Annotated in this window: 16 protein-coding genes; all 16 read right to left on the minus strand. The window is 44.8% G+C overall.

The genetic code is table 11. The features are described 5' to 3' along the window. Window positions 1-58: 58 nt before the first annotated feature. Complete coding sequence (locus MKY92_RS27420) at window positions 59-1,759, minus strand: flagellin (protein WP_339298290.1); 1,701 nt, start codon at window positions 1,757-1,759, stop codon at window positions 59-61. A 144-nt stretch (window positions 1,760-1,903) separates the two neighbouring features. Further along, window positions 1,904-2,149, minus strand: a complete 246-nt coding sequence (gene csrA, locus MKY92_RS27425; RefSeq protein ID WP_339298291.1) for a carbon storage regulator CsrA — start codon at window positions 2,147-2,149, stop codon at window positions 1,904-1,906. Window position 2,150: 1 nt separating this feature from the next. Beyond that, entirely contained in the window at window positions 2,151-2,639 is a 489-nt protein-coding gene (gene fliW, locus MKY92_RS27430) for a flagellar assembly protein FliW (protein WP_339298292.1), read from the minus strand. A 42-nt stretch (window positions 2,640-2,681) separates the two neighbouring features. Then, complete coding sequence (locus tag MKY92_RS27435; RefSeq protein WP_339298293.1) at window positions 2,682-3,251, minus strand: DUF6470 family protein; 570 nt, start codon at window positions 3,249-3,251, stop codon at window positions 2,682-2,684. A gap of 15 nt (window positions 3,252-3,266) precedes the next feature. After that, complete coding sequence (flgL, locus tag MKY92_RS27440) at window positions 3,267-4,187, minus strand: flagellar hook-associated protein FlgL (protein WP_339298294.1); 921 nt, start codon at window positions 4,185-4,187, stop codon at window positions 3,267-3,269. Between the two features lie 23 nt (window positions 4,188-4,210). After that, the gene (gene flgK, locus MKY92_RS27445) at window positions 4,211-5,761 is read right to left on the minus strand and encodes a flagellar hook-associated protein FlgK (protein ID WP_339298295.1); all 1,551 of its coding nucleotides are present in this window, start codon (window positions 5,759-5,761) and stop codon (window positions 4,211-4,213) included. A 19-nt stretch (window positions 5,762-5,780) separates the two neighbouring features. Continuing rightward, window positions 5,781-6,284 (minus strand): flagellar protein FlgN, encoded by a 504-nt coding sequence (locus MKY92_RS27450; protein WP_062836995.1) that lies wholly within the window; start codon window positions 6,282-6,284, stop codon window positions 5,781-5,783. A gap of 11 nt (window positions 6,285-6,295) precedes the next feature. Next, complete coding sequence (gene flgM / locus MKY92_RS27455; RefSeq protein ID WP_339298296.1) at window positions 6,296-6,580, minus strand: flagellar biosynthesis anti-sigma factor FlgM; 285 nt, start codon at window positions 6,578-6,580, stop codon at window positions 6,296-6,298. A 173-nt stretch (window positions 6,581-6,753) separates the two neighbouring features. Then, window positions 6,754-7,161 carry a TIGR03826 family flagellar region protein gene (locus MKY92_RS27460; protein ID WP_339298297.1) on the minus strand — a complete coding sequence of 136 codons (408 nt, stop codon included), beginning with the start codon at window positions 7,159-7,161 and terminating at the stop codon, window positions 6,754-6,756. Window positions 7,162-7,402: 241 nt separating this feature from the next. After that, complete coding sequence (locus MKY92_RS27465; RefSeq protein WP_339298298.1) at window positions 7,403-8,299, minus strand: ComF family protein; 897 nt, start codon at window positions 8,297-8,299, stop codon at window positions 7,403-7,405. A gap of 64 nt (window positions 8,300-8,363) precedes the next feature. After that, window positions 8,364-9,680: a helicase-related protein gene (locus tag MKY92_RS27470; RefSeq protein WP_339298299.1), complete on the minus strand. Its 1,317-nt coding sequence runs from the start codon at window positions 9,678-9,680 to the stop codon at window positions 8,364-8,366. Between the two features lie 744 nt (window positions 9,681-10,424). Beyond that, complete coding sequence (locus MKY92_RS27475; RefSeq protein ID WP_339298300.1) at window positions 10,425-10,667, minus strand: hypothetical protein; 243 nt, start codon at window positions 10,665-10,667, stop codon at window positions 10,425-10,427. Window positions 10,668-10,797: 130 nt separating this feature from the next. Continuing rightward, entirely contained in the window at window positions 10,798-10,980 is a 183-nt protein-coding gene (locus MKY92_RS27480) for an aspartyl-phosphate phosphatase Spo0E family protein (protein ID WP_339298301.1), read from the minus strand. Window positions 10,981-11,117: 137 nt separating this feature from the next. Next, window positions 11,118-11,264 carry a hypothetical protein gene (locus MKY92_RS27485; RefSeq protein WP_339298302.1) on the minus strand — a complete coding sequence of 49 codons (147 nt, stop codon included), beginning with the start codon at window positions 11,262-11,264 and terminating at the stop codon, window positions 11,118-11,120. Beyond that, window positions 11,261-12,631: a helix-turn-helix transcriptional regulator gene (locus MKY92_RS27490; RefSeq protein ID WP_339298303.1), complete on the minus strand. Its 1,371-nt coding sequence runs from the start codon at window positions 12,629-12,631 to the stop codon at window positions 11,261-11,263. Before MKY92_RS27490 ends, MKY92_RS27485 begins: the two co-directional genes overlap by 4 nt. A 426-nt stretch (window positions 12,632-13,057) precedes the next feature. Next, window positions 13,058-13,435, minus strand: a complete 378-nt coding sequence (locus tag MKY92_RS27495; protein WP_036612497.1) for a hypothetical protein — start codon at window positions 13,433-13,435, stop codon at window positions 13,058-13,060. Between the last annotated feature and the right edge of the window lie 171 nt (window positions 13,436-13,606).

The following is a 13,606-nucleotide window of genomic DNA, read 5'->3' on the forward strand; positions in this document are numbered from 1 at the left end:
ATGCTAACAAAACAAAAAAAAGCTCCAGATTAATCCGGAGCTTTTAATAAGTTGAAAATTAACGAAGCAATTGCAGAACGCCTTGCGGTTGTTGGTTTGCTTGTGCCAACATTGCTTGTGCAGCTTGTGCAAGGATGTTATTTTTTGTTTGTTCCATCATTTCTTTTGCCATGTCTACGTCACGAATACGAGATTCGGAAGCAGTCAAGTTCTCAGAAGTTGTTCCCAAGTTGTTGATTGTGTGCTCCAAACGGTTTTGAACAGCACCCAGTTTAGAACGCTCAGAAGATACTTTAGAAATTGCGGAATCCAATTTAGTCAGAGCATTTTGTGCTCCAGTTTGGCTGGAGATATCTACACCGGAGATACCCAGAGCGTTAGATCTCATATCGTTAATGGAGAATGTAAGGTTTTGGCCTTTATTCGCACCAATTTGCAGAGAAACAGCACCCGTACCGGAAGCTTCGCGAGAAGCTTGATCAAGACCGAGTTTAGACAATACATCGCCATTAGCAAGTTCACCGAAATCAATTACTCCGCTTGGGCTAGTTACAGTCAGACGACCGTTTTCAGCTTTCACTTCAACGTCTTTAATTTCTTTGTCGGTGTCTGTAAATCCACCTTTGGTGTTGATATCGAGGATTTGAGCATTGATAGCTGTTGCGAGAGCATCAGCCAATGCTTTAGCATCGGAATTAGCAGCAGCATTGAGACCCGTAACTGTGCGAGTTTCACCATTGATGCTAAAGCTAAATTTATCAGCTGCGACAATTGCATCAAGAACTTTGTTCTCTCCAGCCGCCACTGTTACTGCAGTTGCTTGCTCAGCAGCCGCACCAACGAACACGTCTAATACAGAACCGCTTCCTGCAGCATCAGTTCCGTCTGCAAGCTTAGCTGTGAGGGTAGCACCGTCACCAAAGTAGTTTTCAACTTTCGAAGAAGTCCCTTTTGAACCACTTTCGATTTTGAACGTACCTGGAGTTGCGTCAGTCACTTTAATGTGCTCTACACCAGTTCCAGAATCATCAATAGATGCATTGATTGCTTTTTGCAATACATCACGGATTTTACCACTTGCAGTTGCATCCATTGCAGTTGTTGACCAGTCACCTGTCAATACAGCCTTATCAGCTTCGCTTAAATGTTTGCTCCAGTCGACAGTGATAGTTTTTCCATCAATTACGATTGCATCTTTTTTGTCAAACTTAAGCTCTTCTGCTCCACCCGTGTTAGTTGCTACTCCACTAGCGTCTGCACCTGTCAAAGTACCAGCAGTTTGTTTGAATACTTGGGAACCAGATAGTTGGTTGATACCGTTGGAACCACCAGCACCACTCAAGTTACCATTCAACAATTTTTGTGTATTGAACTCAGCAGTGTCACCGATACGGTCGATCTCAGATTTCAATTGGCTAACTTCGTTTTGAAGAGCTTTGCGGTCTTCTGCAGTGTTCGTTCCGTTGGCAGATTGGTCAGCCAATTCACGAACACGTTGTAGGATAGAGTGAGTTTCGTTCAAGTTACCCTCAGCCACTTGAATCAAAGAGATACCATCTTGAGCGTTACGGCTCGCTTGATCCAAACCGCGGATTTGGGAACGCATTTTTTCGGAAATTGCCAAACCAGCTGCATCGTCACCAGCACGGTTGATACGAAGACCGGAAGACAATTTTTCAATGTTTTTGTTTGTGTTAGCAGAGTTTGCACTCAGCTGACGGTGCGTATTCAACGCAGCGATATTGTGATTGATAATCATTAGATAGTTCCTCCCTGAAAATAAGTTAGTACCACATCCTTGTGGTAAACGCCGCGACATTAAGGTCGGCCGCCCTGCCGAAGCAGCGTCTAAATTATATATCGACAGGAGGAGAGCAAGTGTTTATAGCAAATTGGAATTTTTTTATTCTTTTTTGTTGCCACTATTTCGAAGACGTTCCATAAATGCTTCAACGTTAGCTGCAAGAGGTGTTGCAGACTCTCTGTTTGTCTCCTGAATCGATTGATATACTTCTTGTCTGAAGATATCAATATCTTTAGGTGCTGAAATACCAATACGCACCGTATCACCCTCTACAGATAATATTGTAACTTCAATATTATCTTGAATGATAATAGATTCACCCTTTTTCCGTGATAAAACCAGCATGTTACACCCCGCCCTTCACTGAAGTCTTCTCTTCTTCAGCCCAAATGAGATGGCGTGGTTCGTAACCAGATTGATGAAGTATAACCTGTTTACCTAGGCGATTTTCAGGATTCAAAACAATCGGCGCTAGCAAATTCATTGTAGAATTATTCGCCTGAGAATGTATTGTAACAATTGTGTATACGGTGACTTGATCTTCAATCGCGAGCTCTTCTTTGTCTATGTCGGCCAGTTCAAAACTATAGCTAGGCATAAACACAAATGGACTTACTAACAGAAATGAAAGTCCAGGCTCTTGTATCGACTGCAAATAAGTAAAAGGCGTATCCTCCCATGGGATTAATGTAAATTCTGTTTTATCTTCGAATCCCGGTAAACCTTTAGGAAACTTAAATATATCTTCTTCTTTAACTTCTATTTCTCCCCATATGCTTGTTTGGATATGAATGACAAACGCCTCCCTCGGCAAAAATTGATTAAAAAAAGCCATAGAGGACTGTATCAGAGACCGTCTATAGCTCTACATTATATCTTATAACCCCATATCTACAGTAGGTGGAGTATATTGAATTGATGCATACTGCTTAACATAGATATCGAGCTTTCCCCTCTGGTATTCAATCTCAGGTCTGTTGACCGTAACATTCATTTCTGAGACAGCGGCTTGAAAACGAATATCAGGCGGTCTCGTTTCAATACGAATATCTACGTTATCAAATGATGCAGGAGTTCTAGTCTCAGGGAAAGGCTGTGATTGCCAGTCCGTACCTATGATATTAGCAATCGTGTTACCCGGTTTGTGAATAGCTGCCAATTGATTGCCCTGTTGTACGCGATTGGCCATATTTTGCAGGAATTGCTGTTCAATACCTGAATATATTCTCGCATTCATATCTATCATATTTCCGCCAGTGTATGCAGAGAACGCCTTAGATTGATCTACATTCAGTCGAATAGGATAACTCTCCACCGTTAATTTAGAAGGCTTAGTATTAAGTTGCACATCTGCTTTTGGCTGGCGTATAGAAAATTGGCCAAGATCGGCATCTATACTTAATAACGATGGCGTTGTTCTAATTTGAACAATTGGAAGAGTACTCATAGATACATCCTCCTTTTATCTCAGGAAGTCTACTAACGATGGAGAGATGATTTTGGCTCCCGCAGACAAGGAAGCATTATAGATATTTTCCTGAATTTTAGATTGCATCGCAAGTTCCGAATAATCAGCATCCTCAACTTTGGCTTGAAGATTCGTTAAGTTTATGCCCAAATCGTCTAAGCGGCCTGCCATCAAGTCAACACGGTTCGTTTTCGCACCAATTTCAGAACGGATCGCTAACATCTTATCCATACGGCTATCGATATTTCCCAACTGATTGGAAAGTTCCGCCTTGTTACCACTGCCCAATGCCTTCATGATATTGTTCATGATACCAAATAAATTATCTTCTTCCGTAAAAGTACCAAACACTTCATTTCCACTCACATTTATCGGTAGCTGTACGCTCTCACCAACAATAAAATTAATTTTCCCTTTATCTGTAATGATTGATGTAGCTGTAGTTGTATCCATCGTCCCATCTGCATTAGTCGGGAAATCATAAGGCTTCACGTCATAGGTTTCACCATTAAATATATACTTGCCGTTAAGCTTACTGTTGGAAATATCAACAAGCTGTTCCTTAAGTTGACTAACCTCTTCTTTGATACTATCCAGTGCGGACTGAGGATTTGTTCCAGTCGATGCCTGAACCGTCAACTCACGCAGACGCTGAACCACATTACCCGCTTGATTCATTACGGTATCATTGAATTCTAGCCAGGATACTGCACTATCTACATTTTTCTGAAATTGTTCATTAGAAGACAGTTCAGCTCGATACCGAAGGGAGTATGTAATCCCTACCGGATCATCTGAAGGTTTGTTAATTTTACGGCCTGTTGCCAGTTGGGTCTGAGTATTGTTCATCTGCTGTGCATTCCGGTTCAGGTTCAAAAGCAACTGTGAACTAAGCATGTTATTCGTAATTCTCATGGTTGTTAGGTCACTCCCTTCTATTATCTGCCTACCATGCCGGTAGAGTTAATCAATTTATCGAGAAGTTGATCATATGTGGTCATAAAACGTGCAGAAGCACTATAAGCATGTTGGAACTTGATCATGTTGGCCATCTCTTCATCCAAGGATACACCACTGACGGATTGACGGCGGGTATCCACTTGCTCTACTAGGAACTCCGAGTTCGATGTTTGACGTGCGGCCTCTTGAGATTGCACCCCCAGTTGTCCCACAATCGCACTAAACTGTGCACCAATTGTTGCATTTCGCAGGCCGTCGGTCGTCTTCATTGGTGTATCCTTCAAATTAGCAATCAAAATCGCAAGTGTGTTGTTACCTTTAATTACAGTTTCAGTACCAGAAGCATCCGTTGTGCGGAGCGAAGTAGCAATCTTATTCGGATCAGCCAGAATCTCAGCGTTCAATGAGATGTTACCCGCTGTAATCACTGTTCCACCACCTGCTGCGGTAAAGAAAGGTAATCCTCCTGCATTGGTTCCATCCATGCTGTACCCGATTTGATGCAACCCGTTTAAGCCTTTAACCGTCACTGGATTTTGAAAACTTTCATCTATCTTGCGAGCTTCACCTGTGAGACCCCAAGGATTATTTTCAGGTAAAACAGAACCCACTGGAATTGTAATTTGAATATCACCGTTAGCAAGGGTATTAGCCAAGTCGTCCATTTGCTTCTGGTAATCACTCACCAACGTATCTCTGGACTTAATCATCCCATGGACTTCGCCGTTGGTGAGCGTACCTGCCGTATATGCAGCATTCAGAAAGACAGGGTCTACCGCAACTTGTACTGCCCCCCCTGTAACGAGTGCCTGTCCATTCATCTGAATCTGGTATCCTTGTGGAGAATCCGTAACCGTAATGTTCATAATTTTGGACAACTTATCTGACATCAAGTCTCGCTGGTCACGCAAATCGTTGGCATTATCGCCAAGAGACTCTACTTTCACAATGGCACTATTAAGGTTCGCAATGTTACCCAGGTAACCTTGGATCTCATTACCTTTGACCGCGATGTTACTATCCAAATCCTGACTGAGTGCATCCAGTTGGCGGCTAATCTGATTCATCGCATCCGTTAGAGCGAGTGTGGTTTCCTTGACAATCCGACGTGCTGTAACGTCCTCTGGGTTTTTACTTAGATCTGACCATGATTTGTAGAAGTTATCCATAACCGTTCGAAAACCCGTATTGGATGGTTCGTTTACAATAGCTTCGAGTTTCTCAAGTGTGTCTCGTTGAATAGACCAACTTCCGAAGTTGGTGTTTTCATTACGATATTGGTCGTCCAGGAATTTCTCACGCACACGGGTAATGGAATCGAACTCTACCCCTGTACCGAGCTGTCCTGGTGTTGTGCTATGCAGAAATGCGAACGGCTCCATTGGAATGGATGCCTGCATGTTTACCTTTTGGCGTGAGTACCCTTCCGTATTGGCATTGGCTACGTTATGGCCTGTTGTGCTAAGAGCTGTCGTCTGTGTGAACAAACTGCGTTTAGCCGTTTCGATTGAATGAAATGTAGATGTCACCTGGTTTCCCCCTAATTAATCAGGCACGCGTGTCAAACAGACCGATTCGCCCTGGATTGCCGTTCTTATCAGCAGGATGCTGATATGTGGCATCCTGTTCTGGCCGAGAAGCAAAGATATCCATTGAAAGATCAATAAACATCAACGATTGCTCGATCAGCTTTTGATTCAGTTGATTGATTTCCTTTAATTCATGCAGTGTTCCCGCCAGCTTCTTCTGGACTTCAAGCAATCGCTGTTTGTCAGCCGGATCAAAAATCAGCTTCGAGATCTCCGTAATGTTCAGGTTCAGCATGGACTTGATCCCACGCTCCTGAAGCAATTCGTGAACTGCGCTCTGCCGTTCAATCTCCAATGGCTCCTGTTGTTTCATGAAACGGGATTCTTTGTTCAGAACGGCAATGAGTTCATCCACATCGTTTTTGACAATGACCTGTCTCTTGACCTCGCTGAGTGCCAGCATATCGCGGTGACTTTGTTCCATTTGCTGCAAAACTGCAATTAATCTGTCCAGTGCTGCCATTACGTGATCACCTATTCCTTATCAAAAGACTTAAAATACGGTAGCAATTTGTCAGCAAGCTTGCTGCTGTCTACCTGATACGTTCCCGAATTGACCTGTTCTTTCAGTTCCTGTATCCGCTGAATGCGTCCTGCATCTTGTGTACGCCCTTGTTCCTCAAGCATCTTCATCGCCTCCGGAGAAATGGATACCTCGTCCTTACGGCGGCTCTTCTTGGCATCAGCCTGCTGATTGGATTCAACGTTCCTCTGATATGAATTGATGGCGCCAATCCTACTCGGTTCATTGATTTTCATTGAAATTGCACTTCCTTCCACATTAGGTTTTTACGATGATATACGTTTTTCTTACTTTATCTTTATGTTATCAAAATGATTAGGATAATATAAAAAACCGATAATCTTTAATAAGTTTATCGGTACGTTTCAAAACATTTGTTATAGCAAGATCTGTATTTAAGACCTCGTTCCTATGAATTGCGCAGTTTGTCGACAGCATTGTAGGTTCGTCCGCCTATATTGCCGTTATCCTTCTGACCTACTTCACGAGCTGCACCAGCCAAGTCTTTCGTCAAACGATTACGGCAAGAGTCACACATATGACCTTCACGAATCAATGTTCCGCATACTTCACAAGGATACATCATATTCGGGGCGTTTTCGATGGAAATCCGTCCCTCGCGGATGAACTTGGTAATCGTTTTGATCGAAACTTCTGTTGCATCTGATAGTTCCTGTATGTTGGTGCCTTTGTTTTCGCGCAAATAATCTACACAGATCTGATATTCCTGTTCCATCTCCTTAATACATTTCGAGCATACATCTCGAAAATTCAACGCATACAATTTACCACAGCGAGGACAATTACCTAGATTCATCGCTTAAACGCCCCTCTCAAACTTCCATTTCCGAATAGATAATAACTATACATTACCTTATTTTCTCTGATGAAGCCATAGTCTATTTACAAAACAAAAGAAGGGAACAGGATGCATATATACGCAAGCCCACTCATGACTACTTTAGTTAAATATCACTTCTATCTCCTCCCGTTGAATATATTATTCGTGTATCAAGAAGTGAAGCATTCCACAAATAGACAACAAGCCCATTTGTTAATTAGGATCTTGCCAGTGTCAGTGTGTAAATCTCGACCGGAATCTCCATGGAGAAGCCAGCATTTAGAATAACTCGCCCACAAGCATCCAAGGTGCTACCTGTTGTGTATATATCATCGATTAGCAGTAACTGTATGGGTTTGGCATGTGACATGCCCATCTGTGTTGGCAGATAAGATTCCCTGTATAGCTCTTCTATTAATTGCATGCCATCCGGGTTGATGGAAAAAGCGTTCTTCATCGTTTCAATACGCTCACCGCGTGATTTGAAGCTTTGTTTGGTGGTGTTGATCTGGCGCTGCAACAGATCAACACTGGGTAGGCGGCAGGCGGCGGCAAGTCCTGCTGCAAGCCGCTCTGCCTGATTGAAGCCACGCTCGGCCAGCCGCTCGCTGCTCACCGGGACATAGGTGACCGCGTCAGGCCGCCATTGTGGCTTCGTTTGTTGAGCATGTGTGGCGGAATGAGCCACGGGGGCTGGGGGTTCTTTTGCCAAAGCAGAATTTCGTTCTTCGCTCATCGCTTGAAAGGCTTGAATCAACAGCGCGGTTAGGAGCGGCGCGTATCGTTCATGACCTCGGAATTTGTACATGCCAATCCATTCTTTCATAAGAGCGTTGTACTGTACGGCGCTGCGGTTGAGGATAAAAGAACGGTTTTGCAAGTGTGGACGAGCACAGTCCGGGCAACCGACACCCCGACCACAACGCAGGCAACGGATGGAACGAATCCATGGAATCTGCTTCACACAACGTGGGCATATGCCTGGATAGGTAGAAGACAGAATCGCTCGTGTCCCACATGTCAGACAAGTCGCTCCCGGCGGGGCGAGCAGATGATGAAGGCGCTGAGTCAGGTACTGCACGTGATCGGTTATGTTGCTGAGCCAGTTGAACATAGGGGGACGCCTCCAGTATTGAGAATGTATTGTGAAATGCGGATACGAACTTGTCAGATGACAATTAGGTCTGGGATGGTGGATGCAGGTAACCTTTGCGACGAGCGATGGTGTTCATTTTCCGGATCTGTGCAACGGCCTTAACCTGGGAACGTGTCCGACGAGATGATGCAAAAACCACTCTACCCGCCGGGTCATCCATGGAACGCCCTGCTCTGCCCGCCATCTGAACCAGTGAAGCTTCATCAAAGAGACCATTGTCTGCATCAAATATAAAAACATCACTGCGCGGAATGGTCACGCCACGCTCCAGAATTGTTGTCGTTACGAGCAAACGAATTTTGCGTTCACGAAAGGCTATAACTTTGCTAGCGCGATCAGGATCCTGAGATGAAGTTCCTTCGATATGGATTCCGGGAAAGGTACGACGCATTAGATTCACAAACGCCTCAATCTGGGCAATACGTGTTACAAAGACAAATACCTGAGCGTCACGCTTCAATGAAATATGTATGTTAGCCTTCAAGGTAGAAGGAAGATTTCGTTTCTTAATACATTCAGCAACGGTAACCATTTTGATCAATCTTGGCACGGGCAAAGGATGACGGTGGAAACGTACTGGAACTTTGGCATGAGTGAGTTTTCCCTGCGCTGCTTCCCTCTGTAGCCGAGCTGGGGGTGTGGCAGATAGATAGACAAAATTCCCGTCCGGTTTACAAGAGGATGCCGCCGCGTGAGCGAGCATGGGATCATTGTGATAAGGGAACGCATCCAGTTCGTCGATGATAACGAGATCAAACCCCTGATAAAAACGCACCAGTTGATGTGTGGTCGCAAGCGTGAGCTGCGCGTCTTTCCAGCGTTCGTCACTGCCTCCGTAAAGGGTAGCGAGCGAGGTGTCCGGAAAAGCTTTGGCCAGACGCGGGGCTAGCTCCAGCACCACGTCCCTGCGCGGCGTAGCGACCAGTGCTCGTCCGCCACGATCCAATGTATGTTGGAGCAGGGGGAATATCATTTCCGTCTTGCCGGCCCCGGTCACGGCCCACAGCAAAAACCGCCCCGGCCCATCCCCTGCGGGTGGCCGGGCCAAAAACGCAAGCGCTGCGGCTGCTGCCGCGCTCTGCGCTGCGCTAAGCCCCCACCGGGCGAGCCCGCCGCCAGTGGGGGCCAAGGCCGTGCCACGCGGTGCTTCGCCGCGTCGTGGCACGGCTCCTTGCGCTGCACTGCGTAGCAGCAGCGCACAGGCACGGCTGCGCCCCAGCGCGAGGCAGGCCTCGCAGTAGGCGCACGCCGCCAGACCGCAGGCAGCGCAGGGCACGCGCTGCCTGGCTTCGCTGCCACAACGGTGGCAGCGGGCGCGCTCCGCGCGCGTCCAAGCCACGCGTGCCGACGGCGCGTGGCAGGCCCTTCGAGGGCGGCTGTGATGCTCAGCCGCCCGTGCAAGCGCGCGAGCTGCGCAGCCGCGCGCCACTCCCTTGGCGGCTGGGCGGTATCCGCCAGCAACGCCTCCGCCTCGGCCGCCAGTAATTGGCGGCCGCTGATCCGCTCAGCCAGCAGGGCCGCGTCCCGCTCCAGCTGAGCCCACTGCACGGCGGGATACGGCTCTGGCATCCCGCCTACCAAAGCACCACGCACAGTGGCACTCCCCGCTTTGCCCGCTGTAGCTTTCCTAGCCTCTGTTTCACCCGAGGCCGGTTCATACACATCCAGCTTCCGCGCAAGATAACTCTGCCATTCGCGCTCGCCCCACTGATCCATGCCCCGCCCCATCTCAAAATGTTCAACCAACCAAGATGCCTGACTTAACGGCAACGCTGTATCCAACAATAACCAGCGCAGCACATGTCGCCCACTTCTTCCCTCTAGCCACCAAGCTACATCCACTCGAATATCGAGAGACAAAGTCATGCTCCACCCTTCCCCTACACGGCATACATATAAGGCAACTTTCATTTACTCTCCTCCCCCATCGCACATTTTCCGAACGCAAAAAAAAGCACATGCCAACCCGGCTGTTCGCCGGAGCATGTGCTTCATGTCCATATTCTATCTCTTATTGATCACTCTACTTATTACTATATCAACTGAAACGCTACTCTACAAATTCAGCCATTCAAAAAACAGCTTATTTCCCAACTCGAATTACAGGTTGCTGATCAGGAGCTGTCTCAATATAGATCGACTCGCCAGGTTGTAGAATCTGACCATTCACCTCAAAAGTAAATATCGTTTCAGATGTCGTACCATATATATCAGGGACTTCTCCATCTTGTTTATATCCTTCTGCAATTACTTTGCTTGAGCTAAAACTCAATACCAGGATCAATGTTATCAAAAAAATCATTTTCTTTTTGTATTGCTGTCTCATTAGATCATTCTCCTCATGAACCACTTCATTAACAACCTATGACCGGAAACTTATATATAAAGAGAGATGAACCTTATTCTACGATGTACGTTTACTTCAATCATAATGGTCTGAAATGTCCAGGAACTGGTTATGTATTACTTAGTTTGGAGATGCCTGAGAACATTCGATTATATCGATTAATCAACTCATCTAAAATCTCGGATTGCTTAATTACGATTGGATGTTGTAAACCATACATCGCAACCAACGCGTGCAAACTTTCCCGTTCACGTTCCAAGTCACTTTCCTGATTGTTCACAACATATTTCATAGCATCCTCACCTCTATGAAATAGTGTAACCTTTTATGTAAAAACCAAGATTCATGTCAGATATACAAAAAACCTATAAGAAAATGAAATGTGGCCATCCTCTCACAGGTAATTATCTATAATCTATAAAATAAGATCTACCAACCACCTTGACCATGAGAATTAGTCGCTAAATTTTTTGGAACTTCAAGCGGTACATGCTCCGTAGCAGAAGACGTATTTAATGGTACCACCATCGTTGTGATGGTAATTAGGGTAGCAATAATCATATATTTAATCTTCATCTCTTTTTTCGAACCTCCTTCAGCAGTGTAGTGTACTTATGAATTTCTTCTTCTGTTGCTAAATGCCGAATGGAATCAAATGTACAGAACCCTCTCACCATACAAGCATCGTTGTTAATTTTAGCTGAGATTGCCAAACTATCCAGTACGAATTGAATCCCAACCCGGACCCGGTCTGAGTTTAGATAATAATCACCTACATCTGCCAAGAAATTCACGAACTGATCATCTATAATCTGATTGGTGTAGGAACCCACCTTCTCATGTGTGAACATATATGATGATATTGTGGTCTTAAAGCGTTCCAACACATGATCCATATTCATATTATATTTTAGTGCTGCCTTAATGAGCTTGAACAACCCACGTAGAATCTCATTTTCTTTTGTAGATAAATAATCCACATACTCATCTAAAATCTCAATTCTTCCTGCCATAATTTCAAAGAGGTACCTATTTGCTGTTGCCCACTCCCGAAACTGATTCTTTGTAAGCTCCGCCTCAAGATTATTCTCAATAATCCACTCATGATTCTCATAGCAAGATACGTAGTGTAACGCCTGCTGATACTCATTCTTTTCTCCATAAATTGATGCTATGATCAAATCCGAGTATAAAATATAACCAAACAAAGGTTTGGAAGGCTCCTGATAACTCTTCCCCATTCTAATCCGTTGCTGTTTGATTTTGTACTGCACCCTCGCCAGTTTGCCCATTCGTGTTGCCAGTTGTTCCGCTTTGTCCCAACGACGCAATGAGAGGTATAGATTCATCAGATCTTTCAGCGCATCCAGTTGATCCAACTCATTAAGGCGCGCGACATACGGATCAAATTGCACAGCACATTCCAGATTATTCTGCTGATCATCATTAATCGAGAGCTTGAATATTCGATACTGACAGATCGCCAATCTTTCGGCATGCTGGTACCGTTCCCCTTCACACACTTTACGATATATAATTAGCGCAGCTGCCGCGCTCCCTTCGGCATTAAATGATTCGGCACAATCAAACAAAGGTTTGATATACGAAGGATTTTCCATCATTAGATCTACTGTTCTTTCAATACAATCGTTTTTCCCAAGCTCTGCACAGCGAGTGATAAACGGACGCAGTCGTCTCCAGTTCATTGTAGGGTCATCAAACAACTCACTCACATACTGTTCATAAAAATATCCCTCTTCCAATCCCATGTATTCTGTCATGATATCCAGAATTTTCACCGATATGGGCTGTGAACCATTAATCACCCTGCTTAACGTTCCAGAATTAATGCCTGATTTCTCTGCAAAATGATAAAGAAGGATTTTGTTTTCCTCTATGTAATGTAAAAATTCTGTTCGGATCGTCTTATTCAATACACTCAAGAAGATACCCCCTTCCAGAAACACACTTTTCCCACGTCCAACATCCATTTTAAGTAATTATATGGTTTAATATACCATAGGTCAATATAATGGAAGAGTCCGCTCTCATTTTATGGGCTGATCTATCCCCTATAGTACACTCACACCACAATTCTGCTAATAACCAGAATCTTTCTTTAAAATTGCGAAACTTTTTCCAATCTGAATCGTCTATACTTTTAAATTAAGAGTTCTGACTTCGAAAAGTTTATTTTAGTGCTCATGAACTCATCGTAACCCAGTCAATAACCATAGATTGCATAAAAACCCATTTTTAATTTAAAAGCAGACTTGGCTACAATTACAAAAAAAGACTACAGCTTCTGCTGTAATCTTTTCACTGTAGATCTGCGAAATGTTAATCCCATTTCCCGCTCACATCATGATTTATTGCTCTGACTCGCGCAAATCAATCAGTCGAAACGTGTGATCGGTCTGTGCTACCCGTTCAATATCGGCAGGGACAGCAGGCAGATAAGATGTCTCCATGCCTTGCCTTTGCATAAGCTTTTCAATAATCGTAATCGTTTCCGCTTCTGTGCGATCAGCAACAACGGTTAATCTGAAGCTCTTACCACGGTATAATAATTCCCGGCAAAGTTCTCTTACAATGCCTTCGATCCGCCCTGCCTGATTGGAAGGGATGAGCAGAATCTGCTCGAAACCTTCAGATTCCGGACGGGAAAGATGGCGCTGGTGCATGGCATGAACGGCCATTGCCGCCAGGAAGTATATGAGCAGAATCATAGTCAGATGAGCAACCATGGCAACTGCACCTCCTCGGAAGGTCATGCTCACCCATGGCGAACATCCCTGTATACAACAAGTATATGCTGTACTTCCTGAAGGGTTACACTTGCATTTCCTATCACTCATATTCCACGCTGATCGACACCGGACGAAGAAAGACAGGCCAGGTCATTCATTCACGCCTAA

The organism is Paenibacillus sp. FSL R5-0623, from assembly GCF_037974265.1.
Taxonomy (GTDB): domain Bacteria; phylum Bacillota; class Bacilli; order Paenibacillales; family Paenibacillaceae; genus Paenibacillus.